Below are 23,111 nucleotides of genomic sequence, written 5' to 3'. Positions count from 1 at the left end.
GTGGGGGTGGGCTCAGCGGAAGCGGCGGCGGTCCTTCTGCTCCCACCGCTCGCCCTGCTGGGCTGCGCGGTTGACGCCCGTGCGGCGGTGGCCTTCGTGCCGCTTGCGGGTGGCCCGGGCGGTGGCGGACTCGCGGCCGGCATACTTCTCGGCCGCCAACGCGCGGTCATTGCCCGGCTTGAGACTGCGGACGAAGTCGCCGAAGCCCATCAGGAGACACCGCCGGTCTCGTTGCCGTTGACGCGGTCCTCGCCGGAGAGCTGCTCGCGGCGGCCCTGCGCGTCGGCGTAGTCGACGGAGGCGCGGGCGAGGAGTTCGGGGGTGGTCGCGTCAATGTCGTCAGCGATGGGGCTGGGCTGGTGGTCGGGCTGGTCGGTACGCTCCATGGCGGACCTGCCATTTCGTAGAGGTTGTGGTGGGTCCGGCCCCGGCCGGTGGTGAGAGACCAGCCGGGGCCACTTGTTGTTGCCAGCTTCAAAGTACAGACCTTGTTGCCATGTGGCAATAAGGTCAGACAGGATGGTGCCCATGGCCGACGCCGAAGGAGGGCCGGACATGGTGTCGTTCCGTGAGCTTGCGCGCAGACTCGTCGCAGATGGGATCGTCGAGCGGATCACCCATCAGCGGGTGTCGAAGATCTCGAAAGAGGACCCGGGCTTCCCGCCCGTGGTGAAGGTCGGCAGGTCGAACGCTGTCGACTATCGGCTCGCTGCGCCGTACTTCCGAAGCCGGATCACACGGCCGGGCTGGAGGACGGACCTGAAAGGGAAGCCGCCGAAGGCTGAAGAGTAGGTCCGCGGCGCTGGAGGTGACGCCCTGCGGGGGGCATCTGCCGTCCATGACGGTACCGCGAGGGGGGCGGCCCGTACTACGGGTTCAACGGGCTTGCGGTGACGGGGTGTCGACGGGCGTCACGCGCGGCTGCGGTTTGTGGCTGGTGCAGCGCCAGCCGCACGGGTAGAGGCGGGCGGGACCGGGCTCGTGCTCGCCGGTGGGGACGTCGCAGGCCTGCGGGTGACGGGGCCCGTCAGGCGCCGTCACTGGCCGGCCCTTCCGTGGTCCGCTCGTGCAGGAGCGGCAGCGGCACGACGGTGAGGGCGGAGTACGCCTCGGCGAGATCGCGGAGCGCTGCCGCCCCCTCGCGGGGCAACATGCACGCGGCGACCGCGGTCTGCTTGCGGATCGCGGCGAGGAGGTCCTCCTTCGTCCGGCCCTCGCTGCTCTCGGGGATGATCAGGTCGCGCATGGTGTTCCTCTCGGTGGGTCCCGTCCCGGGATGGGCGGGAAGTCTCAGGCGGCGGTGGAGTTGTCGGTCCAGGTGCGGCCGCAGTCCTCGCAGCGCACGACGGGCGGTTCGCCGTCGCCGCCCTCGACGACCAGCTGCCCGCGGCACGGTGCCGGGCACGGCTCGGACACGGGCGTCTTGCGTCGGGCGTCACCGAGGGCCAGGCGCACCAGCTCGGCAGCCATGCGCGCGACTTCGGCGACGGCCTGGCGCTCGCCGTCGTCGAGCTGGCGGCACGGGCCGGGCCGCTGGGCGAGCCGGTCGGACAGCCACTGCGCGGCCGTGGTGGCGCTGCGCTGCCCGGTGAAGCGCCAGCGGGCCGGGTCGGCCGCGTCCTTCGCGGCGAGCAGGACCGCCGCCTTGTGTGCTTGGTCGCCCCAGCCCTTCCCGGCCGGTGCCTTGATGGGCTCGCGCTGGATGCGGGAGGCGAGCCAGTCGGCGGCCGTGGTCAGGCCCGTCGTGACGGTCGTCATGACGTCCAGGACGTCGACGTCGACGGGTGCCGGCCGGGGTCCGGGGGCGTCGGGGTTGGTGTCGGCTCGTTCGTCGGCGAGCTCCTGGCGCTCCTCGTCGGACATGAGCCGAGTGATGCCCATGGCGGGGGGCCAGCTGGTGGTCGGCCGGGTGCCGGCGCGCTCCTCCAGGGTGGTCCAGCGGTCGGTGACGGTGTCGAGGTGGCCGATGGGGCACTCGGGGTGCGGGTGGACTTCCTGGCCGAGCTCCTCGTAGCAGAGGCGGCAGGCGAGGAGGCGGGGCGGGCGGTAGGCGCAGTCGGCCTGGCAGGTGTTGCAGTGGGCTTTGCGGGTGTCGTGGTCGGTGTGGTGGTGGTTGCAGGCGCCGCAGATGGCGGGCGGGGTGGGGGCGGTGGTCATCGTGGCTCCTGGGGTGGCGAGGGGTACGGTGATCACTGCCTGGGGGCGCGCTGGTCTGGGGAGACAAGAAGCGCGCCCCTTCGTGCTGCTCAGCGGCCGTGCCGCAGTGCTCGGTACTCCAGCTCCCTGAGACCGTCGGACGGGCGACGGATGCCTAGGAGCCGGTAGAAGGGCCGGGCGATCCAGTGGCGGGCGTAGATCGCGATGGTTCGCCGCATGATCAGCTCTCGGGTGTCGGCGTCGGGGTGCTGTCGCCGAGGAGGATCCGGCTCGGCGACTTCGAGGCGTCGCGGACGGCGCGTCGGACAATGGCGGCCGGGAGGAGGGTGGCGAGGGCCTGGTTCCAGTCGGTGAACTTCACGGCCCGGTCGTCGAGGTAGCTGGTCGCGGCCAACTTCCGGTTGGTCACCAGCAGGACGCCCCGCACGTTCCAGAACGGGCCGTCGTGCTCGGTCCGGCAGATGAAGCCGCGCGTGGTCAGCCACTCGGCGACCTGGGCGGGGTCGCGGGTGGTGTGGATGAACACGGCGTCGTGCTGCATGAGCGCTCGGAGGCCGTTGAGGGCGCCGGGCAGGGGCGGGTCGTAGATGGTGCCGTCGGCCCAGCCGCGGCTGTAGGTGTGGATCACGCCGTCGAAGTCGACTGCAAGGGTCATGGGTCAGTGCCTCCTGGGTGGTGGTCCGTACGGGGATTGCCAGGCGGGCCGGTCCGGGCGCCGGATCGGGCGGCCGTCCTGATTGACGAGGCCGGCCTGGCGGAGGGCGCGAGCGGCTGTGGCGATGACGCGCGCAGCCTCGGCGGCTGCTTTGCCGTAGGCGTGCACGACGGCGGCGTACCGCTCACGAACTTGCGCGACGCTCAGCGACGCCTCGTCCGCGATCTCGGCCCAGGGCTCGGGCTGCTCCTGGCGTAGCTCGACGGAGGCGACGCCGGGGACTTCGTGCCACTCGCCGTCGTCGCCGAGGACCTCCAGACGCCCCGTCATGACGGGTCCGACGGGCGCTCGGCGGGTTCGACGACAACGGCGTGCCGGAGTTCGACGAGCCGCTCGTCCCACCAGCGCGACAGGCTGATGCCGAGAGGCGGCGGCCCGGCCTTGCACCAGCGCTCGTACAGGTCGATGACGCGGGTGACGTCCTGCTCGGCGGACTCGTGGAGCGCGCCGAGCAGCTTGGTGGTGGGCAGGATGGCAGCCACTGCCGCTCCGGCGAGCTTCCGGTAGCGGTGGATGTTGGCGGCGGACGGGCTGCCGTGTTCCGGGTCCCATGCCCAGCCTTCGGAGCGGGCGAGGGCTTCGGCGAGTTGCTCGCGTAGCGGGGACGGTTCGGGTTCGGCCGCGTCGGTTGGGGTCGGGCTGGGCGGCTGCTCGGTGCCGTCGAGGGCGGCGCGGAGGTCTGCGGGGCGGATGCCTGCCGCGAGGAAGTCGTCTACCGGGGCGTCGGGCAGCAGCGTGCGCACGCGCTCGGCTGCGGCCTCGGCCTGCTCGGCGCGGGCGAGCTGCCTGCGGAGTGCTGCGGTCTGCGTCTCGTACGTCTCGGCGTCATGCCTGGTGCGTTTCGTGGCCTTGTGGGCGCGGTCGCGGGCGGAATGCCACGCGGCCTGGTAGATGTCGGCGCGCTGCTCGGCGGCCTGGGCGCGGCCCTCGGCCCGCTCCTCGGCCTGGGCGACGCGCTGGTCGCTCAGCCGCATCTCGGCCTCGACCTGCTGGCGCAGCAGCTCGCCCTCGGTGCCGCCGATGAGGATGCCGCGGCCGGCGCGGTCGAGGAGGTTGCGGATGCTGGCCCGGCGGGCGGTGCGCTGTGCGTCGTCGGCGGGCGCTGCCGGGGCGGGCTCGCTGGTGCCGACGGCTTCGCGGACGCGGTTGACGATCGTCTCCAACGTGCGGAGGGTGTCGCGGAGCTGCTCGGCCTCGGTCGGGGCGGGCGGCAGCTCGGGGCCGCTGGCCTCACCCGTCAGCCCCGTCGTGACGGGCATCCCGACGGCCGCCACGGTGCTGACTGGGTCAACCAGCACCGGCTCGTACGTCTCGGCGAGCACGTCCTCGGCGATCGGGTAGAACTCACCCTTCACGCCGCGGACGATGTGCTGCCCGGTGTAGACGAGCATCCAGGTGGAGTGCAGCCGGTCGTAGACGGTGGCGGTGGCTTCGGGGTCGTCGCTGTTGGCCCGGTCGGCGTCGTCCAGGGCGTAGAAGTTCTGCGGGCCGGTGAAGGCCTGCACCTGGGCTTCGTTGTCGCCGGTCCACTGGATGGTGTCGACCTCGACGGGGCGCTTGCGGTAGCGGACGGAGGTCACTTCTCACCTCGCACGGCGTCGGCCACGGCGAGCAGCGCGGAGGCGACGGCCAGGTTCGAGAGGGCGGCGAGGACGCCAGCCGTGGTGCGGCCATCGAGCTCACGGGGACGACCGTCGGCCCCGGTCGTGACGATGCTGATGCTCTCGCCGGTGTGGTTGATCAGGTGGAGGGCGTGGTCGTACGGCTTGCGGCTGGGCTGGTCGGTCATGTGGTGCTCCCAGGGTGGTCGGGGTGGTCGAGGCCGGCCACCAGGTCGTCGAAGGTGGCCCGGTCGTGGGCGCTCAGCGCCGTCTCGTCGTGGGCGGCGGTCGCGCCAATGGGCACGTGCCGGATCCGGGCCGTGCGGTGGCCCCAGCACCAGCCCGCGGAGACCGCGAGGGTGGCGGTCGCGAGGGTGGCGGTGAGGAGGTGGCTGAACACGTGCTGTCTCCGTCTCAGGGCGGTGAGGATGGGCGGGAAGTCTTCGCCGTGGTGGCCGCAGAGGAGCGCGGCGATGACGACGACCAGGACGACGTAGACGGTGACGCCCGTCATGACGGCTGCTCGCCGGGCTGCTGCGCCTCGGCGGTGGGCTGCTCGGGGTCGTGCAGCCGGGCCTCGGCCGCCAGCCACTCCGGCCAAGCCGCAGGGTCGCCGTGGAAGTGCCGGCCCACGGCTTCCACGTGCACGCGCGCGCCGTCCTGCATCCACCAGCCCTTGACGTACGCGTGGACGCGACCCAGTGCGGAGTCCGGGGCAGCGCGGTAGGTGAGCGTGATCTCGGTCGGGGCGATGGTGCGGGTCTCGTTGTACTCGTCCGGCACCTCCGGGGCTCCACGGACGACGTATACGACGGAGTGGGCGACCGGGACGCGGTCGAGGGTGGCAGGGTGTTCGGACATGGCGGCTCCTGGTGGGTGGGATGGTGGGGCGCCGGCCGCCCGCGCTGGCTTCGCGGGCGGCCGGGCGCGGTCAGGCGTCGTCGTCGCTGTGCCCGTCGGCCGTCTCGCCCTGCTCCAGCTCGGTGACGCGGGCGCGCAGGTCCTCCACGTCCTCGACGAGACCGCGGTCCGGTCCGCGGGCCTCGCCGACGGCCGCCTTGTGCATGGCGGCGATGGTCTGGCACGCGCTGTCGTAGGCGCCGCGCAGTTTGACGAGGTCGCGGCGGGCGTCCTCCAGCTCGATGGCGGTCTGGGTGTACAGGCCGATGGCGTGCCGTGCCCGGTCTTCCGGGGTGAGCTCGAACGGCTGCGGGGTGGTGGCGGTGTCGTACACGTCGCGGGCCCAGCGGGCGTCTCCGAGCGCGGTGTGTGCCGTGTCCGGGGTCGGCGGTTCCACGCCGATGGCCCGGGACAGGGCGCGTGACGACCAGGGCAGCGGGCCGGCCGCCTGCGCGCCGATCTTCGCGGCGGCGAGCTGGACGATGTCGTACGGCCGGTAGTGCCACTGCGCGCCGCCGGGGCCGAGGAGTTTGCGCAGGAACCGCTCGTCGAAGCCCGGGTTCGAGCCGACCAGGACCGCGCCAGAGAGCACGGAGACGATGGCCTCCACGGCCTCCTTGCGACTCACGCAGTCAGCCCCGCCGGGGACGATGCGTGCCGCGGGACATCCGGGGTGGACGATGTTGCGCTCGTGGAAGCGGCCGATGCGCAGGGCCTCGGGGTCGGCGGCGGCCTGGTCGATGGCGAACTGCCACAGGTACTCGGTGTCGATGGGCTGCTCGCCGTCCTCCTGCGTGCGGAGGATGACGGCGACCTCCCAGGCCTCGCCGATCTCGGCGTCCAGGTGCGTGGTCTCGCAGTCCACGAAGGCGATGGCGGTCACTGGTCTGGGGTTCCTTCCCATTGGGCGAGGCGCTCGGCGGTGTCGGCGTGCGCCGCGGTGAGGTGGGCGTGGTCGCGGAGCAGGTCCTGAAGGGCGTTCCAGGACGTGGCGGCCAGGCGGTAGAGCTCGCGCTCGGTGCCCGTGGCGAACACGCCGCACGCCGGGTTGAGGCCGGTGGTGAACTTCAGTGCGCGGATCTCGGCGAGCCGCTGGGGCTGGATTGCTCGGGCCTCGATCTCGGGGGCGTCAGGCACTGCGGGCCTCCGGCGTGACGGGCGTCGACGACCCGTCAGCCGCCAGCTCGTCCAGGGCGAGCAGCCGGACGTGATTCCGCATCCGCTGGTACTTCTGCTCCGTCCCGTGCCCATCCCACTGCGCCCGCTCATCCGACGGCTCGACGACCGTCACGTGCTTGAACAGCGGGAGGTCGCGCGGGTGGATGTGCCACGACATTTGCCAGCCGCCGGCCACGAGGTACAGGAGGTGCCAGCCGTCCTCGTCGGTGACGTCGGCGGCCGGGGTGATGACGGCCAACGCGGGGTGCAGTGCGGCCAGCCAGGCGAGCAGCTGCGCCCGCTCCCGGTACGCGCCATCGCGCTCGGTGGCGAACTCGTTGGCGTGCCGCTTCCAGCGGTCGGTCTTCTCCAGGGCGTGCTGGAGGTCGCGGGCGAGGCGGGCGGTGAGGTCAGCGCGGTTGGGTGCGGCCGGGGCCGGGGTGGTGGTGGCCGGGCTGGGGCGGCGGAACAGGCGCGCGAACCAGGGGGTAACCGGTGCCGGGGACTGGTTCCTGCTGGGGTTGTTGCTGGTCATGGACATGCTCCGGTGTGGTGGCCGGGGCGGGTCCCTGCGTGGGGTCCCTGTCCGCTGGTGGGTTACTGCGTGGGTGTGGGGATGGTGTCGAGTGCGTCGCCGATGTCGTTGGCGAGCCAGCGCCAGCGAAGGGCGAGTTCGGGCGCGTGTTCTTCCTTGGCTTCGGCTGCGGTGAGGAGTGCTTCGACGATTTCCGCCAGGTCGTCGGTGCTCTGGAGGCGGATGCTGACAGCCATCAGGTCTGTCCCGGGGGTTGGGGTGCGGCCTGGGGTGAGGGTGCGGGTACTGCCTTGCTTGCGGGGTGGCAGGCGAGGAGCAGCATGGCGGCTGCTGTGGTGGCTGCGATGGTGCGGAGGGTGCGCATCAGAACGGGGGTTCGTTGCTGTAGCCGTTGGCCTGGTCGACGGCCCACGGGTCGTCGGCGGGCGGGCTGGTCGGGCGGGAGCGCTGGGTCTGGCCCTGCTGGGGTCGTCCGGCGCTGCGCTGTCCGCCGCCCTGGCCGTTCTGCTGGCTGGCGGCGTCCTTCGACACCTGGGCGACGGCGAACGCGAGGTTCGGGGCGATGGAGCGGATGAGGAGGGCCGGCCGCTCGTACTTCTGGCCGTCCTTCTCCCAGGACTCTGTGCGCACCTCGCCGGTGACGATGACCTCCATGCCCTTGGCGAGGGTCTCGGCGGCGTTTTCGGCGAGGCGTTCCCAGGCGGTGCCGCGGATGTAGAAGACGTCGCCGTCCTCCCACTCGTTCGTCTGCTTGTTCAGGCGGCGGGAGTTGAAGGCGAGGGGGATGCTCGCGACGGCCTTCGAGGACTGGGTGAAGCGGAGTTCGGGGTCGGCGGTGAGTCGGCCGACGCCGGTCAGGGTGGGAAGCAAGATCAGTTCTCCTTCGTGGTGGTGCTGGGCTTGGTGGTCGAGTGAAAGGACTCCTGCCACTCGTCCCAGTCCTCTTCGCCGAATCCGCTGCTGTCCTTGCTGTGGACCTCGAGGGGCTGGCTGGAGACGAGCGCGGCGACTTGGGCGAGGGTGGCGTGCACCTGCGCCATGGCGAGGTGGTGCGCGGCGGCCTCCGGGTGGACCGGGTCTCCGCCGGGGCCGTGGGTGTAGGAAGCCGCGCTCAGGAGGCGTTCGGCTTCGCGGTAGTGCTCGGGTCCGGTCACAGGATCGGCTCCTTCGGCAGTTCGGGCTGGATGGGGATGGCCATCTGGTCGGGGTGGACGTCGGGCGTCGTGACGGCCGTGACGGGTGTCGTCGGGCGGGCGTGACGGGGCGTCGGCGGCGGGATCAGGCCCTGCTTCCGGCCGCACACCAGGCCGTAGCCGCGGTCCTGCGACTCCTTCGTCTTGAGGCGGCGGGGGCAGTACCGGCACTTCATCGGGCCCTCCTCTTTCGACGGTGGGCGGCGAGGCTGGTCACGCCGACGGGGAGGGTGAGCTGTTCGGTGCGGGTGGGGCAGGTGGCGACGTGCGGTGCGTGGAGTCGCTCCCAGCCGGTGATTGGGAGTTCGGTGGTGGGGCGTCGGGAGCGCCAGGCGCCGGTGCCGTCGCAGCGGACGGCGGTGTTGCCGGCGGGGTCGGGGTCGGGGTTGACCGCGAGGCGCTTTCCGGCCTCGGTGATGGTCCAGAGGATCGGCTGGCGGCAGTCGTGGCAGGTGGCGAGTCGTTTCATGGCGTGGTGGTGGGGGTGCGGGTGGGGTGGACGTCGGGGAGGGGGATGGTGTGGCCGTGGATTTCGGTGGTGCAGGCCTGGCCGGGGTCGGCGTGGCATTCAGCGCACCTGGTTGTCATGGCCCAGGCGAGTCGGCGGGCGTCGTGCGTGTCCCGGCGTCGGGCCTGGGTGCCGCGCGGGTTCGTGCACAGCTCGCCGACGGCGGCCCGGCACCAGGGGCACCGGACGGCCATCTGCGGGAAGCGGTAGCGGCGCGTCATGACGCCTCGGCCTCCTGCTCCTGGCCCTCGTCGCGGGCAAGCGCGGCAGCGGAAGCGGCCTGGATGCGCGCCTGCGCCTGGAGCGCCTCGGCGGCGTCGACCGGGGGGAGGCCGGCGGCTGCGCGGCGTGCGTCGTCGAGGCGGCTGGGGTGGACGTCCTGGCGGCGGCGGCCGCGGGTGGTGCAGCTGGCGCCGGGGAGGGCCTGGCAGGTCTGGCAGGGGACGGCGCGGACGTTGACGACGCCCTCGCGGACGCGCGGGGGCATCTTGCCGATGGAGGCGCGGATGGCGGCTGCACGGCCCTCGTACGGGCCGTGATCGGCGCCAGGGGGCAGTGCGAGGCGATCTCCGGCACCGAGAGATGCGCGGATGCTGCTGGGGCCTGTGAGGCCGTCTCCAGCGGCTCGGATGATCTCGCGGATGTTCGCCGCGGACTGGGCGCCGGTCTCCAGCGGGTCGCCGTCGTACACGAGGTTCGACAGCTCGATGCGCTCGGCGCGGCGCTCGCGGATCTCGGTGATGATCTCGGCGGGAGCGACGAAGGCCTGGCGCGAGGCGACGGCGACGACGGCGGCGCGGGCCTCGTCGAAGTCGTACGGCGCGAGGACGTCGCCCCACACGTCGGGGGTGTGCTCGTTGAAGCGCTGCTGAGGGCACAGCTGGTGGACGTAGGCGCAGAGGGCCGTGGCCTCCTGGCTGTTCATGGGGTGCCTCCTTCGGCGGCTGCGTCGCGGGCCTTGGCGCGGGCCATGGCGCGCTCGAAAAGGTCTGTGCCGGTGGCGGGGTCGTAGCGCGGGCCGGCGGACTGGCGCGGCGTTGCGGGACTGGGCGCGTTCATGACCTCGTTGACGACGCTGGAGAGCGTTGAGGGATGGAGGCCGCGCTGCATCCAGCGGGCGATGCCGCGGCGGATCCAGTCGGGGTGGATGCCGTCGTCGTCGAGGAGGACGCGGATCTCCTTGGCCATCTGGCCGACGACTCGGGAGGGCGGGCGTTCGGTGCAGCGGTCCAGCCACTCGCCGACGATCGTCTGCGCGGTGATGGGTGCGTCGGCGGCGTCGGCCTGGTCGTCGTCGACGGGCTCGCCCTCGAGGACGTCGTCGTCCGCGTCTCTTGTGTCACCGGGGGCGGGTGTGGCGGCAGGACCGGAAGCGTCGGCGGGAGCGGGGAACGGTTCCTGGTGGTTCCCCTGGTGGTTAATGACGGTTAGGGGGGCACTGAGTGCGTGACATTCGGACGCAGAGTGCGTGACGTCACGCATTGGGAGTGCGTGACTCACGGACTCTGAGTGCGTGACACCCCCCTCTGTCACGTCGTCTGAGTGCGTGACTGTCACGGACTCTCCGTGCGTGACAGTCACGGATTCTGACTGCGTGACGCGCTTCGCTCGGGCACGCCGCTGACGCTCCGCAGCCTGCTGCCTCGCAGCCTCGGCCTCGTCCTCCAGCTCCGCCCAGTCGAACTCCGGCCGCCGCAAGTGCATCTGAAGCTTCCACTTCGTCCGCCCCTGCACGGCGCCCTGCCGCTTGATCAGGCCACCCGTCTCCAGGCGGCGCAGTGCCCGCTGGATGGTCCGCTCGTCGTAGCCGGTCCGGTACTGGATCCGCAGGTTCGACGGGTGCGAGTTGGAGCCGTCGGGGCGCGCGTGCTCGGCGAGGACCTGGAGGACATGCCGCGCCGTGCTGTCGGGCCGTCCCTTGTCGGTCCGCAGCATCGGGGCGTCGTCCATCGCCCAGGTCATGGCCTCGGTGCTCACTCGCCCTCTTTCACGTCGTGGTGGTTGGTGACCGGTGGTCCAGCGGCCGGTGTCATCCGCCGGACCACCGGCGCCTATCGGCCGGCCGGGAGCACGCTGGAGCCAGTGAGCTGGTACTGCCGCTTGCTCACGGTGTTCGCGGCCCGGCAGGCGTCGTCGACCGGCTCCCCCTTGCTGAGGTGCCGCTGGTACGCCGCCCGGGTGCCGCACGGCGACAGCGGCCGCCCGGCGTTGCTCTTCGGCGTGGCTGGCGTCTCCTCTTCCAGGGCCTCCTCGCGGGCCCGCTCGCGGGCCCTGGCGAGGGCCGCGCGCTCGGGCCCGGTCAGCCCGGCGAAGATCCCGTGCCGGTAGCCCGCGGACAGGTCCTCCTCACGACGCATCACGGTCTCCAGGCACCGGGCCGCGACCGGGCAGGCCTCGCAGAACTCGCGGGCCTTCGAGCGGTCCGCCTTCCTGAACCAGACCTCCGGGTCCAGGGGGCGGCACACGGCGTCCAGCTCCCAGTCCCGTCCCTGCGTCCCGTCATGACGGGTGTCGTCGACGGCCGTCATGACGTCACCTCCGGGGTATCGACGTACCTTCCGTGCTGCCGGTAGTGGCGGTCCGCGGCCCGCCTTGCCTCCTTGCACAGCTCGCACGCCGGCTCGCGGTGGCGGTGGTGCCGCCGGTAGCCCTGATAGGTGCCGCACGGGGCGGGCGGCTTCCGTTTCGGCGCGGGCTTCGGCTTCGACGGGCGCGGCCGGGCCTTGCCTTCCTTCGCGACGGCCTGCTCCGGGAACCAGGCCTGCAACGTGGCTCCGTTCGTCCCGGTGCGGACAGAGACGACGGAGTAGGGCACCTGCCGCTCGAACAGGAGGCCTGCCGCGTAGCGGGCCTCGTCCGAGGTGAGCGTCCAGCCCTTCCGCAACCCGTTGGCGGCGAGCTCCACGGCGATCAGGTCGAGGCAGACCAGCCCCTCAGGGGTGGCCATCCAGACGGTGGGGACGGCCAGGGTCGTGACCGGGATCCAGCCCCGCTGACGGCCGGCCGGGACGCCGGTGACGGAGGTGGTGGGCGTCTTCATGCCGCCACCGCCTCGAACAAACCGAGCTGCTCGGGCTTGGCCGGAGCCTGTTTGCCGAGCTGGATGATCTGAGCAGCGAGCCATGCGGCCACCAGCACGTCGCAGGCGATCTCCTTGTGAGTCTCCTGCGCCCAGAACTCCCTCTCGGCGCCCCACCGCCACTGATGCTTGCCGCAGACGCAGCACATGACCTCGCTGCCGGTGCCGCCGCTCTCCGGGTCCCGGATCTCGTATCTGACGATCTCCGCCTTCGACCCACACCAGCGGCACCCGCGCCCGGGCCGGGCACGGCCAGTGCGCTCAGGGACGCTCATGCCGCCACCGCCGTCACGTCACGGACCCACGCGAGCGCGGTGTCGTCGAGCTGCTCCCGGGCCCTCGTAACGGCCACGTAGGCCAGGCGGGCCTCCTCCCGGGGCAGGACGACCAAACCGGTCTTCTGGTCCGGCTTCGGTGCCCGAAAGTCCGAGTGGATACGAACGGCCGGCCACTCGCGGCCCTTGCTGCGGTGCGCGGTCGACACCACCAGCTCGGCCTGCTGCTCCGAGCACAGTCCGTCCGCCGCGGCGACGATCCGGTCCGGCCCGTGCTCATCGATGAGCTTCACGAGGACCTCGAGGGAGCCGTCTTCCTCGGCGGCGTACTGGCGGACGTCGTCCCAGGAGACGAAGCCGCACAGCTCGGGGTGGTCGGTCGGACGGCCGTCCTGGAGGGACTCGGCTGCCCAGGCGAGACGCTTGATGTCGCCGCCACCGCCGACCAGGGCCACCTTCCGGCCGCTGGCGAGGCCCTCCATGACGATGCCCATGGCGCCCGCGTTGGTGCGGCACAGGATCGCGTCCGGGGCATCGAGCGGGCCGACAGTGGACTCGGTGGCATCCCAGCCGGTGAGCCGCAGCGGAGCGTCGATCAAGCGGAGCCAGATGTTGGCGCGGGCGGCGACGGCCGGCCCGAAGCGGAACGACTGGGACAGGTTCAGCTCGGGGCAGCCGAGTTCGCGGACGAACTTGGCCAGGGCATCGTTGGCGCCGCGCCAGCTGTAGATCTGCTGGGCGGAGTCGCCGACGGCGATGCGCTGCGCGTGCTCCTGGTCGAGCAGGACCGCGGACAGCACGTCGTTGGTGTCCTGCGCCTCGTCGAGCAGCACCACGTCCGTCGGGATCTTCGGCCGTGAGAGGGCCCACATCTTCAGGTAGTGGTCGTGGGACAGGTTCAGCACGGACTCGTCGCGCTGGAGGTCCTCCCATGCGGCCTTGGCGACCGGCAGGACGAGCTTCTCCAGTTCGCCGCGGGCGTCCTTCTTCGTCAGGCCGTCGTAGTGCGGGATGTGCTTGGGGGTGATCTCGGCGTCGGCGCTGTGGCAGAACCGGGTGACGGTGTCCAGCGCCATCCGCATGATGATCTTGGACGTCATGGCCTTCTGCGCGCCGAGGTCCGTGCGGATGCTTGGGGTCGCGCCGATGATGCCGAGGATTGAGCGGACGTCGAGGGCCTGCGCGGCCTGGTGCGCGGTCTGGCGCGGCCGGTTGAGACGCTCGCCGTACCGCGGCTCGAAGGCGAGGCCGTGGCCCGTCTTGCTGCTGACGTTGGGCGGGAAGCTGCGGCGGGCGTCGGCGGCGATGGCGCTGTTGTAGGCGACGTACGTCATCCGGCGGCGCCGGTCGCTACGGGCGATGAGCTTCAGCGTCGAGGACTTGCCGCACCCGGCGCCGGCCTGGAGGACGAGGTCCAGCCCGTCACCGTAGGCGTCGATCGCCTCGGTCTGTTCCTTGGTGGGGTTCACCACTGGGGTGCACCTCCTTTCGGGGGGTGCGGGCCCGCCCCGGCGTGGGGTCGGGGCGGACCCGCGGTCAGTGGTGAATCAGGCGGCGGGAACGTCTTCGGCGGCCCAGCTGGCCTCGGCCTCTGCTTCCAGGCCCTGGACCATCGCGGCGAACTCGCTCGGCTCTCGGTCGCTGTAGAGGTTGAGCGAGTCCAGCAGCGTCTGGGCCTCAGCCAGGGTCAGCTCGTTCGCGCTGGTGACGCGGCGGCCGATGATGATCGAGGTCGCGCGGAGGCGGTCGTCCCGGCCCGTCACGGCGAGCTTGTTGAAGAGCGCGTGCATCATCCGCATCTGCGGAGCCGTGACGGGCGTCACCGAGGGCTCCTCCGGCACTGCCGACCTGCGCACCGCAGGGGCGGACGCTTCGGCGTCGGGCAGCGAATGAGCCGACGGGCCGGTCCATTCCTCGCCGTTCGGCTGCGCGGCGGGCGGCGCCGGCGGAGTCGTCTGACCCGTCGTGACGGGCGTCGCGGCAGGCTTGACGGCCTGCCCGTACTCCCGGATCAGGTCCCCCAGCGTCGTCGGCTCACCCGACACCGGGTGCATCTGGCCGGTGGCAAGCAGGTTCCGCGCCCGGGCCCGGCCGTGCAGCTCCAGCGCCCGCTCGTACGTCAGGCCCTCGCCGGTCAGTTCGTCCACGATGACCTGCACCGGGTCCACGCCCTGCCCGAGCTGCTCCAGGATCATCTCGGCGACGTCCTCGCCCGGGTGGTGGATGACCTGCCCGTTGAGCGGCTCGTACCGGGTCTTCGTGACGGTGGCCGTGCCCTCCACCATGTCCATCACGACGTCCAGCTCGTACTCGGCACCCTCGCGCTGGACAGCCTTCACACCGACCTTCGTGACCTTCTTCCCCTCGATCACGTAGTCGCCCTTGGTCCGCATGGTCACGATGAGGTGGCCGCGGAAGTTCAGAAGGGCGTCGAGCATCTCCTGCTCGATCGGGTTGCCGGTGCGCCAGCCGCCGAAGGTGCCGCCGGCGCCCTTCTGGGACCCGGCCTCCTCGACGATCTCCAGGAGACCGCCGCGGCCGTTCCAGAAGTGGCTCCAGGAGTCGACGATGAGGACGGCCAGGTTCGCGGCCTCGGCGGCCCGCACGACCTCGATCAGGTCGCGGGGGTCGTGCCGGTCCATGGGCAGGTGCCCGAAAGCGTGCCCGCCGAGCTCCGGGCGGCCGGGGACGGGGGCGTACTTGAGGGCGGAGCCGCGCTCGGTGTCGGCCAGGCCGATCTGCCCGCCCTGGGCGAGGCCCTCGGCGAGGCGCAGTGCGGTCTTGGTCTTGCCAGATCCGGCCGGGCCCTGGAGTCCGATGCGGGCGCGGGCGGCCTCACGGGTGGCCGGGGCGAAGGAGAACGTGGTCATGAGGTGCTCCGGTTGCGCTGGTGCGGGAAGGCGGGGTGGATGGGGACGGCGGCGAGAGAGCGGAGGGCTTTGACGATTCGCATGGCGGCGCCGTACTGACGGCGCTTCTTCCGGAACTCGCCGTCGGTGTCCTGCGGGCCGCGGCGGTACTTGCCGGACAGGTCCCGCTCGATCGCGTCCGCGAGCTCGTCGCCGGTCTCGCGGCGGAGGTCGGCGAGCAGCTGCGCGGCCTCGCCGGGGCGGAGGGGCCGGCCGCTGGTGAGGGCCTGGTAGACGCTGCTGTACGCGCTCACTGGTCGTCACGACCCTTCACGGCGTCGACGATCAGTGCGGGCACGCCCAGGGCGGCGAAGTGCACCGTCACCCCGTCATGACGGCCCGTCGCGGTCATGAGGCTGCCGCGCGACGTTGCGGAGGCGGCGTCGACGTTGAACCGGGCCTGCCACCAGCGCCAGCAGTCGAGCGTCTGGGGGTGGATGGTGACCCGGATCGCGCCGTCGTCGATCACGTCGATGGCCTGGACGTCGGGCTGCGTGCGGAGGCGCCGTGCGAGGCGCGCGGCCGGAGAGCCCTCGGCCGTGTGCGACGGGGTGTCCTCGCGGAGGGCCAGCACCGGCGCGAACTTCCGGGTGTACCCGTCCACCGGACGCTCGGCCTCGGCCAGCCGGGCCTCCAGCTCGGCGACGCGGGACCGCAGCTCCCGGCGTCCGCGCTTCGCGGACGCCAGCGCTAGCCGCAGCCGCGCGTTGTCCTGCTCTTCCTCCCAAAGGGACAGCCGGGCGCCCGTCAGGTACTCCTTGGCCTGGACGTGCTCGGCGACGGTCTCCGGGGACTGGAGCAGCTGCGCCGACTCCAGCGCCATCGCGAGCGTGGCCGGAATCCGCTTCCCCTGCTCCATCGCGGCCGCGATGACCTTCGCCGCGGTGTTCACCAACCTCGTGTTCACGCGCCGTCACCACCCTCGGGAGCAGCTGCCTCGTCCAGACGAAGGCCCCGCTGGGAGGCGAGGAACTCCACTGACACGCCCGACGGCTTGCCCTCGACCTGGAAGGTCCGGGTCACCGTGCCGTCGTCCTGCCGCAGGTCGAAGCTGTACTCGCGGGCGCCCCGCATAGCGCGCGCCATCTCGGCAGCAGCCTGCGGAACGAGTGCGGCATCCGCGCGGAGGGCCATGTCGACGTAGATCGAGCCGTCGCTCCTCAGTGACCATTCGATGGGCAGTTGGGCGAGGGCGGGGCGCTTGGCGACGAGCATCGTGACGACGGCCGCCTGGACCGCGATGTGCGTCTTCATGCCGCGTCACCGCCCTCGGCACCCTTGGCGGTGACGGGCGTCACCAGGTCCGACGAGGCGTCCCTGACGGGCGTCAACGGGCCGACCTGCTCCACGATGTTCGCCAGCGAGCACCGCTCCGGCCGGCCGTCGATCGACAGCAGCGGCATCCCGTCCGCGCGCGTCTCGCCCTGGAAGAACCAGACGTCACCATCGCGGTCGCGCTGCGGCACCGCCAGGTCGTACACGAACCCGTCGAGCTGGAACGGACGAGCTGCGAGCGAGGCCTCGCGGGCCCGCGTCTGCGGCAGGTCGTACGCCACGACCGACACCCGCACCCCGTCCCGGTAGCCATCCCCGGCCACCGCATACGGCAGCGGCTGCTCCTTGTCGTGCGTGATCCCGAAGAACTGCCGCCAGTGCGCCCATTCGGCCTGCTGCGTGATGTGCAGCGCGACCAGGACCCGGTCCCCGTCGACCTTCACCCGCTGCAACGACGGGTGCTCACCGATCGCGGCCTCGATGGCGGCCGCCACCTTGCCGGCCCGCTGGCACGACTGGTCCCAGGCGAGCGCCTGCTGCTCCAGGTCCGTCAGCTTCTGGTCCTCGCGCGCCCAGCCGCCGCCAGCCGCACGGCGCAGGACGACCCCCTTCGACCGCGGGGCGGCCAGGAGCTTGGCGTCGGCCAGGGCGTGAACGATAGCCGCCGCCGGGTCACTGCCGCTGGATGCCAGAGCCTCGCGGACGACACGGACAGCGTGGGAGAGGTTGCTGTTCACGCGGCGGCCCCGTCCTGCTGCCGCACGGCGGCGCGGCTACGGATGGTGTGCTTCATCGTGGACATGGCGCGGTGCTGGGCCATCTTCACTGCCATGCCGGTCTTGCCCAGCCGGGCGGCCGTCTCGGGCCCCGACAGGCCCTCCAGGAACCGCAGCCGCACGCAGTCGCGCTGGTACGGGGTGAGCTCGTCCATCGCGGCCTTCAGGTCCCCGACCATCTCGGCGAAGTCCAGGCCGTGCAGGGCCGTCGCCTCGGCGCTGGGCTCCCGCCCCACCGAGTCGTCGAACATCTCGGCCACCAGCACCTCGCGCTGGAAGCGGGCCGACCGGAGGTGGTCCAGGTGCAGGTTCCGGGCGATGGTGATCAGCCAGGCGCTGAAGCCGCCGCTGGCCGACCGCTCGGCGAAGACGTCGATCCTGCGCAGGGCGCGCACGAACGTCTCGCTGGTGAGGTCCTCGGCCAGGCCCCGGTCCTTGGTCCGCCTGGCGAGGAAGCGGTACACCCCGGCCCGGTACTCGTTGTAGAGGGTGGCGAAGGCGTCACGGTCGCCGAGGCCGGCGCGGGTGACCAGGTCGGTCACGGCGGCACCTCCCGGCGGGTTGATCATGGCGTTAGCCTGTGCAGACACAGCCGTTCTCCTTTGACGTAGGGGTTTTGGGTTGTGGAGGGCCGTTCCGGGTCGCGTCCGGGACGGCCCTCGTGGGTTATGCGGCGCGCTGCCGCCGCTGGCCGTCGAGCACGGCGTGCGGGTCGAACCGCCTGGAGCCGCCGACGTAGATCAGGCCGGGCCAGATCTGGCCGTGCTTCCGCGCGTCAGTGATCTGGGAGTCGATCCACGACATCGACTTGCGGAGGAACCGGGCCAGCTCGCGCTGGTCCATGAGCTGCTCCGGCAACGGCTTTCGCCGCTCCGCCATCTCGGATCCACCTGTAGATGTAGATTCCGAGAGCATGAAAACAGGCGTCTCGAAGAGGGCGGCGACCTCCCGGTCGAGTGCGGCCGCGATGAGCTCGGCAGCTCGGTCGCTGCACTCTTCGCGGGCCGTCTTGCCCTTGCCGACGATGAAGCCGACCAGTGCTTTCGAGAGGCCGGCGCCGTCCGGGTCGACTTCCTTGGTCTTGGCGGCGAGGCGCGGGATGTCCAGCTCGGCCGCCTCCATGGCGGCCCGGAGCGGGGCTCCCTTGTCCAGTCGTCGCATGGTGAAACCTCCGGCCGTGGCCGAAATTGGGGTGCGCCGGTCGGGCTGACCTGCACTATCTACAGTCTGCATGTAGATGTGGATCGAGTCAAGGGTGGCGCGCAGGGGTCGTAGTGCGCTGGATAGGGGCGCACAGGGGCCGCGTAGACGCGCCGGGGCACGGTCAAATACAGGTCATCGATCCGCGATCTACTTGCGCATGTAGATGGGATGCCGGATCCTCTGAGCGTGAACAGCCACCAGAACCACCCCGGCGCGCACGACGCCGAGGACCTCACCCCTGCCGGTGAGGACCTGGCGGCACTGCTTGAGCGTCTTCTCTCGCAGGCCAAGGGCAAGACGCAGAAGAACTTGGCCGACGAGTCCGGCGTCACCTACCAGACGCTCAACGCGTGGATGAATAGGACGAGGGGCACGTCGCGTATCGACCCGGACAGGCTGCGGGCCCTCGCCGGCGCTTTCCGTGAGTGGGGCGTGGAGACCTCGGTCCGTGAATTCTTTGAGGCCGTCGGGCGTCCAGCTCCCGGCCGGCTGAGCGAGGAGCGCGAGTCCAGGCTCCTGAAGCTGTACCGGCAACTTCCGCCCGACAAGCAGAGGTTGCTCGTCGAGGACGCCGAAATCATGACCAAGATCGTCAGCGGCCAATGAACTTAGGGTTGCCTAACGGCGGGCGCATTCACGGGAATAGTTCTACGCGAAACAAATCTCCACCGGATCTCACGATCACCTACAAAGCATCTACACACACAGGTACGATCAGTCACCCGCTGTCCTCCCGGAGCGGACCAATCTGTGACTTATCGACCACCCTGGGGGACACCTGTGTGCATCCGCATTGCCGTCGTCGATGATCTCCCGACGATCGCCATCTGGGACCCAGACGAGGTGACCATCCTCGTATCCAGGGGAACCCACCCCCACGACCTGATCAGAGAGCTCCACGCGATCCTCACGATCGACCTCGGCGCACCGACTATCCCCGGCGCCGGCCTCGCGTGTTTCTGCGGAGAGCGCGTCCCGCTCCCGCCCGAGTTCACCTCGGCCCCCACCCTGGCCGGCGCACGGCCTCTCTGATCAGGAGCACACCCGATGGTGCGCAAAAAGGCCCAGGCTAGGGCCACCAACAACCCACGCCCCAACCCGTCCATGCGCTGCGGCTGCCCGGTCTGCCTGAAGCGGTACCCGGGCGACCGGCCGCCGACCGACGAGCACACCGGCTCGTGGGAGGCCCGGTACACCGACCCGACGGGCAAGGAACGCAGCAAGACGAAGCCAACGTGGGACGAAGCCGTCGCGTTCCTCGAGCAGGCCCGCACCGAGATGCGGCAGCGGACATGGATCGACCCAGCCCGCGGCGAGATCACCCTCGCTGCCTGGTGGAAGCTGTGGTGGCCGACCCAGACGAAGGGCCGGACCCGGATCGAGGACTGGACCCAGTCGCAGCTCCGCGACGAGGGCATGTGGCGCAACCACGTCGAGCCCTTCCTCGGCAGTTACCGGCTGTATGAGCTGGCCTGGCTGGAGATCCAGACCTGGGTCAACTCGCTGCACGACGAGAACGGCGGGCCGCTCGCCGCCAGCTCGGTGACGAAGTGCTTCCAGGTCCTCGACCGGATGCTGGAGTCCGCCAAACGGGACCGCCGTGTCCCCTATAACGCTGCCGAAGGCGTGCGACTGCCGACGATCAAGAAAAAGCACCCGGAGGACCGGAGGCCACCGACCTACGCACAGCTCTGGCTCATCCGGCAGAAGCTGCCCGACTACTTCCACGCGCTGCTGATCGTCGCCCAGGAGACCGGACTGCGTTTCCAGGAGCTGGCCGGACTGCGCTGGTGCTGGGTCGACTTCGAGGGCCGGCGGATCCACGTCCGCGAGGTCCTGGTCGAGCCGCGCGGGAAGATCAAGCGGAAGGCGTACCCGAAGTCGGACGCCGGCCTGCGCACGGTGCCGCTCACCGGGCTCGCGGCCCGGATGCTCAGGGAGCTGTGGGCGGAGGAGAGTGAAGAAGGCAATCCCAGCCGCGCTGTGTCCGAGCCGAAGGACGGACTGCGCGAGGACGAGCTCGTGTTCCACGGGAGGAACAAGGTCCGTCGCGGGACCCGGGTGAACGGCTCCGTGGGGGAGCCGTACCGGGCGCCCCTTCGGCGCAGCGCGTTCCGCCGGGTGTGGACCGACGCCATCACGAAAGCCGGAGTCGTCCGGAAGACCGTCCGGATCGTCACCGTGCAGAAGACGGACGAGGCGACCGGGCGTACCCGCGCGGAGAAGGTGAAGAGGGCCGACTGGTGGCCGGACTTCCACGACTGCCGGCACGCCTTCGCCTCGCGGCTGCACGACCGCGGCGTGCCGGAGGTCATCACGCAGGAGATCCTCGGACACGAGCGGGCGGGAGAGGTGACGTGGATCTACACGCACGCGGCCGCCGACTACGCGGGCCAGGTGCTCGCGGCCCTCGAGGAACGGAAGCCTGGCGCGGCGCGACCGGCCCGGCGGCTGCGGGCGGTGCAGGCCGCATGAGCCATCCCGGGACTACCCCGGAACTATCCCGGGACGCGAGTAGGGCGTACAGGGGCCCTGTAGATCCGCGTAGGGGTGTGGATTGTAGATCCTGTGTTCCGGTGCAGGTCAGGTGACCTGCGGAGATCCACATCTTTGGCCTGAATCCTGATAAGGATGAGGCCACAGGTTCAAATCCTGTTAGCCCCACCAGCGAGAAGACCCCCAGTCATCAACGGCTGGGGGTCTTTGACATCCACGGCTGACATCAGCCGATGAGTGGATCTTCCAGAAGCTCGGCAAGCATGCCGACCGCTTCCCGCTCACTCTCGCCGACCACGTGCGTGTAGACGTCCATGGTCATGCTGATCTGGCTGTGCCGGAGGATCGCCTGGGCGACCTTGGGGTGCACCTTCAGGAAGGCGAGCAGGGTCCCGCAGGTGTGCCGGGCGAGACGGACCGTGATGCGGCGGACACCGGCCCGCTTGACCAGCCGATCGAAGGTACGGGAGAAGCCCATCGGGTCGATCATGCCGCCGTGCTCGGACGAGAAGATCAGGTCATGTTCCGGCTTCTGCGACCAGTGCTCACCGGCGATCTTCCGTTCCAGCTCTTGCAGCTCCCGGCGCTCCTCCAGGGCACGGGCGCAGAACTTCGGAAGCGGGAGCACCGCCTGTGAGGACTCCGTCTTGAGGTCCTTGAGGACCAGGCCCACGCCCTTGACCCGCTGCACCTGCTTGACCGGGGTGAAGTGGCCGGCCTCGAAGTCGATGTCCTGCCAGCGCAGGCCGAGCACCTCGCTGCGACGGAGACCGAGGACCAGGACGAGGACGCAGGCCGCGTAGAGGCGGTGAGCACGGGTCGAGCGGAGGAAGGTGATCGCCTCACGTGCGCTCCATGCCTTGCCTTTGTCCTTGTTGACCTTGGGCATGTCGACAAGGAGCGCAACGTTACGCGTCAACAACTCTTCCTGGATGGCCCGGTTGAGGGCGTTCCGGAGGACGCGGAGCACCTCGAACCGCGTAGCCGCGCCGACCTCTTCCCGCTTCAGCGTCGCCATGAACGCGCGGACCTGGGCTGGCGTGAGCTTCGTCAACGGCTTCTTGGCCAGGTGCGGTAGCAGGTAAAACCTCACCTTGGACTCGTACTTGGCGTACGTGTTGTGCTCGCGCTCCGGTTCGACAATGTGCTCCAGCCAGTAGGCAAGCCACTCCCCGAGCGTCCATGACCGCGAGGGCACCGGGACGCCGGACCGATCACCCAAGGCGCAGTCCTGGAACGATGGCGAACCCACGACTTCAGGGCGCAGGTGCATCCGGCGACGCTGTGCGCACGGCGCGACCTTGTGACCGCGTTGGGCGGATGGATGGCGCTCCCAGCCTCCGAGGACACCGGCCTCTTGATGGCGCTGAACGCCGTGAGCACCGGGTGGTTCATCGAGGAGTGCGGATTGCTCTACCGCAAGTGGCCCGGACAGAGTACTGCTCAGGACGCCCACCACCATGAAACCGAGCGACGTGCCCGGATGAAGATCATCGAGGAACGCGCCGAAGCGTTGAGCAAGCTCAGCACATGGCACCTGTGAGCCCGACCTAGGGCCTTCGCCTGGATCATGCGGGAAAGCGAGTCACCGAAAGCGGAGGGAACGCATTCGCTCCGAGCTCCGTCATGTTCATGAATCGATCGGGAGACGCGCGTGGGGTCAAAACTCCCCATGGTTCCGCCGTACCCGGTGAGACGGAGCGCGCACGCGCCAGAAGGAGCCCCACCGATGCGAGTCACACTCTCCCTCCCACGTGACGCCGACAGGTCGCCGCGGTCACGGTTGGTGCCGTTGTCCTCGGTGATGGTCATGGTTGTGGTCGCGCTGACGGCCGCCTGTTCGGTGCAGGGTAGTGGTGGCGGGGACTGCCCGATCATGGCCACGTACGAAGGCCGTACCTATACGGAAGTGGCCAACGTCGACTTCCGTGTAGGCGACACACTCGGCACCGCCGAGCTCCCGCCTTGCAATGACACACCGGGCGCCGGTGCCGATACGGCAGGGCTCGAAGCGACGGCCTATGCCGTCGGCGGCTTGGATCCACGTATCGCCATCGCGGTGCGGTACACCCCGGACGAGGTCATGCTGCTGGCCGTCCAAGCCGGTGGCAGCCTGCCTCCGGAGGTCGAGGACCTGACCAGGCACTAGCTAGGTAGTGCGCGGTAAGAGTTTCCCTACTTCATCAAGGGCTCGCTTCGCTCGCCGTGGCTCCGGCCTCCTGAACTGCAAGGAGTCCGATCGAGATCGAAGGTGCCGCGCACAGCGCGGCGGCGCCGGTCGGTCGCCGCCGCCCCTCCTTGCCTTCGTCACCGGGGCCGCGCGCCGTCGCC

Annotated in this window: 38 protein-coding genes and 1 pseudogene; 5 read left to right on the top strand and 34 right to left on the bottom strand. The window is 70.7% G+C overall.

Annotated elements, in window-relative coordinates:
* Positions 1 to 12 precede the first annotated feature (12 nt).
* Positions 13 to 210: a hypothetical protein gene (locus ACTYVM_RS05275; protein ID WP_445524779.1), complete on the bottom strand. Its 198-nt coding sequence runs from the start codon at positions 208 to 210 to the stop codon at positions 13 to 15.
* On the bottom strand, positions 210 to 386 hold the full coding sequence (locus tag ACTYVM_RS05270; protein ID WP_445524778.1) for a hypothetical protein: 177 nt from the start codon (positions 384 to 386) through the stop codon (positions 210 to 212). The genes ACTYVM_RS05275 and ACTYVM_RS05270 overlap by 1 nt, the downstream gene beginning before the upstream one ends.
* 142 nt (positions 387 to 528) lie before the next feature.
* On the opposite strand from ACTYVM_RS05270, the gene ACTYVM_RS05265 reads away from it, so the two are divergent.
* A complete protein-coding gene (locus ACTYVM_RS05265; protein WP_445524777.1) occupies positions 529 to 792 on the top strand; it encodes a hypothetical protein in 264 nt (87 codons plus the stop codon).
* Between the two features lie 235 nt (positions 793 to 1,027).
* Here the strand turns inward: ACTYVM_RS05265 and ACTYVM_RS05260 are convergent, their stop codons facing one another.
* The 31 genes from ACTYVM_RS05260 to ACTYVM_RS05110 all read right to left on the bottom strand — a co-directional run bounded on the left by ACTYVM_RS05260 (position 1,028) and on the right by ACTYVM_RS05110 (position 18,242).
* Entirely contained in the window at positions 1,028 to 1,246 is a 219-nt protein-coding gene (locus tag ACTYVM_RS05260; protein WP_445524776.1) for a hypothetical protein, read from the bottom strand.
* A gap of 44 nt (positions 1,247 to 1,290) precedes the next feature.
* Entirely contained in the window at positions 1,291 to 2,157 is an 867-nt protein-coding gene (locus ACTYVM_RS05255; protein WP_445524775.1) for a hypothetical protein, read from the bottom strand.
* Positions 2,158 to 2,246: 89 nt separating this feature from the next.
* Positions 2,247 to 2,375: a hypothetical protein gene (locus ACTYVM_RS05250; protein WP_445524774.1), complete on the bottom strand. Its 129-nt coding sequence runs from the start codon at positions 2,373 to 2,375 to the stop codon at positions 2,247 to 2,249.
* Positions 2,376 to 2,377: 2 nt separating this feature from the next.
* Positions 2,378 to 2,812 (bottom strand): hypothetical protein, encoded by a 435-nt coding sequence (locus ACTYVM_RS05245; protein WP_445524773.1) that lies wholly within the window; start codon positions 2,810 to 2,812, stop codon positions 2,378 to 2,380.
* Between the two features lie 3 nt (positions 2,813 to 2,815).
* Complete coding sequence (locus ACTYVM_RS05240) at positions 2,816 to 3,142, bottom strand: hypothetical protein (protein WP_445524772.1); 327 nt, start codon at positions 3,140 to 3,142, stop codon at positions 2,816 to 2,818.
* Positions 3,139 to 4,452 (bottom strand): hypothetical protein, encoded by a 1,314-nt coding sequence (locus ACTYVM_RS05235; RefSeq protein ID WP_445524771.1) that lies wholly within the window; start codon positions 4,450 to 4,452, stop codon positions 3,139 to 3,141. Before ACTYVM_RS05235 ends, ACTYVM_RS05240 begins: the two co-directional genes overlap by 4 nt.
* Positions 4,449 to 4,661 carry a hypothetical protein gene (locus ACTYVM_RS05230; RefSeq protein ID WP_445524770.1) on the bottom strand — a complete coding sequence of 71 codons (213 nt, stop codon included), beginning with the start codon at positions 4,659 to 4,661 and terminating at the stop codon, positions 4,449 to 4,451. The genes ACTYVM_RS05235 and ACTYVM_RS05230 overlap by 4 nt, the downstream gene beginning before the upstream one ends.
* Positions 4,658 to 4,987 carry a hypothetical protein gene (locus ACTYVM_RS05225; protein WP_445524769.1) on the bottom strand — a complete coding sequence of 110 codons (330 nt, stop codon included), beginning with the start codon at positions 4,985 to 4,987 and terminating at the stop codon, positions 4,658 to 4,660. Before ACTYVM_RS05225 ends, ACTYVM_RS05230 begins: the two co-directional genes overlap by 4 nt.
* A complete protein-coding gene (locus ACTYVM_RS05220) occupies positions 4,984 to 5,334 on the bottom strand; it encodes a hypothetical protein (protein WP_445524768.1) in 351 nt (116 codons plus the stop codon). The genes ACTYVM_RS05225 and ACTYVM_RS05220 overlap by 4 nt, the downstream gene beginning before the upstream one ends.
* A 70-nt stretch (positions 5,335 to 5,404) precedes the next feature.
* Entirely contained in the window at positions 5,405 to 6,256 is an 852-nt protein-coding gene (locus tag ACTYVM_RS05215) for a 3'-5' exonuclease (protein ID WP_445524767.1), read from the bottom strand.
* Positions 6,253 to 6,510, bottom strand: coding sequence for a hypothetical protein (locus ACTYVM_RS05210; RefSeq protein ID WP_445524766.1), 258 nt, complete (start codon positions 6,508 to 6,510; stop codon positions 6,253 to 6,255). The genes ACTYVM_RS05215 and ACTYVM_RS05210 overlap by 4 nt, the downstream gene beginning before the upstream one ends.
* Positions 6,503 to 7,066: a WDGH domain-containing protein gene (locus tag ACTYVM_RS05205; protein ID WP_445524765.1), complete on the bottom strand. Its 564-nt coding sequence runs from the start codon at positions 7,064 to 7,066 to the stop codon at positions 6,503 to 6,505. Before ACTYVM_RS05205 ends, ACTYVM_RS05210 begins: the two co-directional genes overlap by 8 nt.
* 62 nt (positions 7,067 to 7,128) lie before the next feature.
* Positions 7,129 to 7,302, bottom strand: coding sequence for a hypothetical protein (locus ACTYVM_RS05200; RefSeq protein ID WP_445524764.1), 174 nt, complete (start codon positions 7,300 to 7,302; stop codon positions 7,129 to 7,131).
* Between the two features lie 127 nt (positions 7,303 to 7,429).
* Positions 7,430 to 7,936, bottom strand: a complete 507-nt coding sequence (gene ssb / locus ACTYVM_RS05195; RefSeq protein ID WP_445524763.1) for a single-stranded DNA-binding protein — start codon at positions 7,934 to 7,936, stop codon at positions 7,430 to 7,432.
* A gap of 2 nt (positions 7,937 to 7,938) precedes the next feature.
* Positions 7,939 to 8,220, bottom strand: a complete 282-nt coding sequence (locus ACTYVM_RS05190; protein ID WP_445524762.1) for a hypothetical protein — start codon at positions 8,218 to 8,220, stop codon at positions 7,939 to 7,941.
* Positions 8,217 to 8,435: a hypothetical protein gene (locus ACTYVM_RS05185; protein ID WP_445524761.1), complete on the bottom strand. Its 219-nt coding sequence runs from the start codon at positions 8,433 to 8,435 to the stop codon at positions 8,217 to 8,219. Before ACTYVM_RS05185 ends, ACTYVM_RS05190 begins: the two co-directional genes overlap by 4 nt.
* Entirely contained in the window at positions 8,432 to 8,728 is a 297-nt protein-coding gene (locus tag ACTYVM_RS05180; RefSeq protein ID WP_445524760.1) for a hypothetical protein, read from the bottom strand. Before ACTYVM_RS05180 ends, ACTYVM_RS05185 begins: the two co-directional genes overlap by 4 nt.
* Positions 8,725 to 8,988 carry a zinc finger domain-containing protein gene (locus ACTYVM_RS05175; RefSeq protein ID WP_445524759.1) on the bottom strand — a complete coding sequence of 88 codons (264 nt, stop codon included), beginning with the start codon at positions 8,986 to 8,988 and terminating at the stop codon, positions 8,725 to 8,727. The genes ACTYVM_RS05180 and ACTYVM_RS05175 overlap by 4 nt, the downstream gene beginning before the upstream one ends.
* The gene (locus ACTYVM_RS05170) at positions 8,985 to 9,692 is read right to left on the bottom strand and encodes a zinc finger domain-containing protein (protein WP_445524758.1); all 708 of its coding nucleotides are present in this window, start codon (positions 9,690 to 9,692) and stop codon (positions 8,985 to 8,987) included. The genes ACTYVM_RS05175 and ACTYVM_RS05170 overlap by 4 nt, the downstream gene beginning before the upstream one ends.
* Positions 9,689 to 10,744, bottom strand: coding sequence for a helix-turn-helix domain-containing protein (locus ACTYVM_RS05165; RefSeq protein WP_445524757.1), 1,056 nt, complete (start codon positions 10,742 to 10,744; stop codon positions 9,689 to 9,691). Before ACTYVM_RS05165 ends, ACTYVM_RS05170 begins: the two co-directional genes overlap by 4 nt.
* Before the next feature lie 74 nt (positions 10,745 to 10,818).
* A complete protein-coding gene (locus ACTYVM_RS05160) occupies positions 10,819 to 11,295 on the bottom strand; it encodes a WhiB family transcriptional regulator (protein WP_445524756.1) in 477 nt (158 codons plus the stop codon).
* Positions 11,292 to 11,807 (bottom strand): hypothetical protein, encoded by a 516-nt coding sequence (locus ACTYVM_RS05155; protein WP_445524755.1) that lies wholly within the window; start codon positions 11,805 to 11,807, stop codon positions 11,292 to 11,294. Before ACTYVM_RS05155 ends, ACTYVM_RS05160 begins: the two co-directional genes overlap by 4 nt.
* Positions 11,804 to 12,121 carry a hypothetical protein gene (locus ACTYVM_RS05150; protein ID WP_445524754.1) on the bottom strand — a complete coding sequence of 106 codons (318 nt, stop codon included), beginning with the start codon at positions 12,119 to 12,121 and terminating at the stop codon, positions 11,804 to 11,806. Before ACTYVM_RS05150 ends, ACTYVM_RS05155 begins: the two co-directional genes overlap by 4 nt.
* Positions 12,118 to 13,593 carry a UvrD-helicase domain-containing protein gene (locus ACTYVM_RS05145; protein ID WP_445524753.1) on the bottom strand — a complete coding sequence of 492 codons (1,476 nt, stop codon included), beginning with the start codon at positions 13,591 to 13,593 and terminating at the stop codon, positions 12,118 to 12,120. The genes ACTYVM_RS05150 and ACTYVM_RS05145 overlap by 4 nt, the downstream gene beginning before the upstream one ends.
* Before the next feature lie 75 nt (positions 13,594 to 13,668).
* Positions 13,669 to 14,991 carry an AAA family ATPase gene (locus tag ACTYVM_RS05140; protein ID WP_445524752.1) on the bottom strand — a complete coding sequence of 441 codons (1,323 nt, stop codon included), beginning with the start codon at positions 14,989 to 14,991 and terminating at the stop codon, positions 13,669 to 13,671.
* Positions 14,988 to 15,284, bottom strand: coding sequence for a hypothetical protein (locus tag ACTYVM_RS05135; protein WP_445524751.1), 297 nt, complete (start codon positions 15,282 to 15,284; stop codon positions 14,988 to 14,990). Before ACTYVM_RS05135 ends, ACTYVM_RS05140 begins: the two co-directional genes overlap by 4 nt.
* On the bottom strand, positions 15,281 to 15,937 hold the full coding sequence (locus tag ACTYVM_RS05130; protein ID WP_445524750.1) for a hypothetical protein: 657 nt from the start codon (positions 15,935 to 15,937) through the stop codon (positions 15,281 to 15,283). The genes ACTYVM_RS05135 and ACTYVM_RS05130 overlap by 4 nt, the downstream gene beginning before the upstream one ends.
* Positions 15,934 to 16,284, bottom strand: coding sequence for a hypothetical protein (locus ACTYVM_RS05125; RefSeq protein ID WP_445524749.1), 351 nt, complete (start codon positions 16,282 to 16,284; stop codon positions 15,934 to 15,936). Before ACTYVM_RS05125 ends, ACTYVM_RS05130 begins: the two co-directional genes overlap by 4 nt.
* Positions 16,281 to 17,042, bottom strand: a complete 762-nt coding sequence (locus tag ACTYVM_RS05120) for a BN159_2729 family protein (RefSeq protein ID WP_445524748.1) — start codon at positions 17,040 to 17,042, stop codon at positions 16,281 to 16,283. The genes ACTYVM_RS05125 and ACTYVM_RS05120 overlap by 4 nt, the downstream gene beginning before the upstream one ends.
* Complete coding sequence (locus tag ACTYVM_RS05115) at positions 17,039 to 17,671, bottom strand: sigma-70 family RNA polymerase sigma factor (RefSeq protein ID WP_445524747.1); 633 nt, start codon at positions 17,669 to 17,671, stop codon at positions 17,039 to 17,041. The genes ACTYVM_RS05120 and ACTYVM_RS05115 overlap by 4 nt, the downstream gene beginning before the upstream one ends.
* A gap of 76 nt (positions 17,672 to 17,747) precedes the next feature.
* Positions 17,748 to 18,242 (bottom strand): hypothetical protein, encoded by a 495-nt coding sequence (locus ACTYVM_RS05110; protein ID WP_445524746.1) that lies wholly within the window; start codon positions 18,240 to 18,242, stop codon positions 17,748 to 17,750.
* Positions 18,243 to 18,470: 228 nt separating this feature from the next.
* Between ACTYVM_RS05110 and ACTYVM_RS05105 the strand changes: the two genes are divergently transcribed.
* Positions 18,471 to 18,890, top strand: a complete 420-nt coding sequence (locus ACTYVM_RS05105) for a helix-turn-helix domain-containing protein (RefSeq protein WP_445524745.1) — start codon at positions 18,471 to 18,473, stop codon at positions 18,888 to 18,890.
* A 441-nt stretch (positions 18,891 to 19,331) separates the two neighbouring features.
* Positions 19,332 to 20,759 (top strand): tyrosine-type recombinase/integrase, encoded by a 1,428-nt coding sequence (locus ACTYVM_RS05100; protein ID WP_445524744.1) that lies wholly within the window; start codon positions 19,332 to 19,334, stop codon positions 20,757 to 20,759.
* 247 nt (positions 20,760 to 21,006) lie between these two features.
* Here ACTYVM_RS05100 and ACTYVM_RS05095 read toward each other — a convergent pair whose 3' ends face one another.
* Complete coding sequence (locus ACTYVM_RS05095) at positions 21,007 to 22,002, bottom strand: tyrosine-type recombinase/integrase (RefSeq protein ID WP_445524743.1); 996 nt, start codon at positions 22,000 to 22,002, stop codon at positions 21,007 to 21,009.
* On the opposite strand from ACTYVM_RS05095, the pseudogene ACTYVM_RS05090 reads away from it, so the two are divergent.
* Positions 21,982 to 22,323 (top strand): annotated as a pseudogene (locus ACTYVM_RS05090) (glycosyltransferase family 2 protein); the annotation flags it as partial. The gene ACTYVM_RS05095 and the pseudogene ACTYVM_RS05090 overlap by 21 nt on opposite strands.
* A 258-nt stretch (positions 22,324 to 22,581) precedes the next feature.
* The gene (locus tag ACTYVM_RS05085) at positions 22,582 to 22,929 is read left to right on the top strand and encodes a DUF6281 family protein (RefSeq protein WP_445524889.1); all 348 of its coding nucleotides are present in this window, start codon (positions 22,582 to 22,584) and stop codon (positions 22,927 to 22,929) included.
* The last annotated feature ends 182 nt before the right edge of the window (positions 22,930 to 23,111 follow it).

The sequence above is a fragment of the Streptomyces cyslabdanicus genome (assembly GCF_052663305.1).
This window is presented reverse-complemented; position numbering and strand designations above follow the sequence as displayed.

What these genes read in the sequence shown, in the direction of transcription:
- ACTYVM_RS05275 (WP_445524779.1), bottom strand. Translation starts at nt 210, where the DNA reads ATGGGCTTCGGCGACTTCGTCCGCAGTCTCAAGCCGGGCAATGACCGC.
- ACTYVM_RS05270 (WP_445524778.1), bottom strand. Translation starts at nt 386, where the DNA reads ATGGAGCGTACCGACCAGCCCGACCACCAGCCCAGCCCCATCGCTGAC.
- ACTYVM_RS05265 (WP_445524777.1), top strand. Translation starts at nt 529, where the DNA reads ATGGCCGACGCCGAAGGAGGGCCGGACATGGTGTCGTTCCGTGAGCTT.
- ACTYVM_RS05260 (WP_445524776.1), bottom strand. Translation starts at nt 1,246, where the DNA reads ATGCGCGACCTGATCATCCCCGAGAGCAGCGAGGGCCGGACGAAGGAG.
- ACTYVM_RS05255 (WP_445524775.1), bottom strand. Translation starts at nt 2,157, where the DNA reads ATGACCACCGCCCCCACCCCGCCCGCCATCTGCGGCGCCTGCAACCAC.
- ACTYVM_RS05250 (WP_445524774.1), bottom strand. Translation starts at nt 2,375, where the DNA reads ATGCGGCGAACCATCGCGATCTACGCCCGCCACTGGATCGCCCGGCCC.
- ACTYVM_RS05245 (WP_445524773.1), bottom strand. Translation starts at nt 2,812, where the DNA reads ATGACCCTTGCAGTCGACTTCGACGGCGTGATCCACACCTACAGCCGC.
- ACTYVM_RS05240 (WP_445524772.1), bottom strand. Translation starts at nt 3,142, where the DNA reads ATGACGGGGCGTCTGGAGGTCCTCGGCGACGACGGCGAGTGGCACGAA.
- ACTYVM_RS05230 (WP_445524770.1), bottom strand. Translation starts at nt 4,661, where the DNA reads ATGACCGACCAGCCCAGCCGCAAGCCGTACGACCACGCCCTCCACCTG.
- ACTYVM_RS05225 (WP_445524769.1), bottom strand. Translation starts at nt 4,987, where the DNA reads ATGACGGGCGTCACCGTCTACGTCGTCCTGGTCGTCGTCATCGCCGCG.
- ACTYVM_RS05220 (WP_445524768.1), bottom strand. Translation starts at nt 5,334, where the DNA reads ATGTCCGAACACCCTGCCACCCTCGACCGCGTCCCGGTCGCCCACTCC.
- ACTYVM_RS05205 (WP_445524765.1), bottom strand. Translation starts at nt 7,066, where the DNA reads ATGACCAGCAACAACCCCAGCAGGAACCAGTCCCCGGCACCGGTTACC.
- ACTYVM_RS05200 (WP_445524764.1), bottom strand. Translation starts at nt 7,302, where the DNA reads ATGGCTGTCAGCATCCGCCTCCAGAGCACCGACGACCTGGCGGAAATC.
- ACTYVM_RS05185 (WP_445524761.1), bottom strand. Translation starts at nt 8,435, where the DNA reads ATGAAGTGCCGGTACTGCCCCCGCCGCCTCAAGACGAAGGAGTCGCAG.
- ACTYVM_RS05180 (WP_445524760.1), bottom strand. Translation starts at nt 8,728, where the DNA reads ATGAAACGACTCGCCACCTGCCACGACTGCCGCCAGCCGATCCTCTGG.
- ACTYVM_RS05175 (WP_445524759.1), bottom strand. Translation starts at nt 8,988, where the DNA reads ATGACGCGCCGCTACCGCTTCCCGCAGATGGCCGTCCGGTGCCCCTGG.
- ACTYVM_RS05170 (WP_445524758.1), bottom strand. Translation starts at nt 9,692, where the DNA reads ATGAACAGCCAGGAGGCCACGGCCCTCTGCGCCTACGTCCACCAGCTG.
- ACTYVM_RS05160 (WP_445524756.1), bottom strand. Translation starts at nt 11,295, where the DNA reads ATGACGGCCGTCGACGACACCCGTCATGACGGGACGCAGGGACGGGAC.
- ACTYVM_RS05155 (WP_445524755.1), bottom strand. Translation starts at nt 11,807, where the DNA reads ATGAAGACGCCCACCACCTCCGTCACCGGCGTCCCGGCCGGCCGTCAG.
- ACTYVM_RS05150 (WP_445524754.1), bottom strand. Translation starts at nt 12,121, where the DNA reads ATGAGCGTCCCTGAGCGCACTGGCCGTGCCCGGCCCGGGCGCGGGTGC.
- ACTYVM_RS05140 (WP_445524752.1), bottom strand. Translation starts at nt 14,991, where the DNA reads ATGACCACGTTCTCCTTCGCCCCGGCCACCCGTGAGGCCGCCCGCGCC.
- ACTYVM_RS05125 (WP_445524749.1), bottom strand. Translation starts at nt 16,284, where the DNA reads ATGAAGACGCACATCGCGGTCCAGGCGGCCGTCGTCACGATGCTCGTC.
- ACTYVM_RS05110 (WP_445524746.1), bottom strand. Translation starts at nt 18,242, where the DNA reads ATGCGACGACTGGACAAGGGAGCCCCGCTCCGGGCCGCCATGGAGGCG.
- ACTYVM_RS05100 (WP_445524744.1), top strand. Translation starts at nt 19,332, where the DNA reads ATGGTGCGCAAAAAGGCCCAGGCTAGGGCCACCAACAACCCACGCCCC.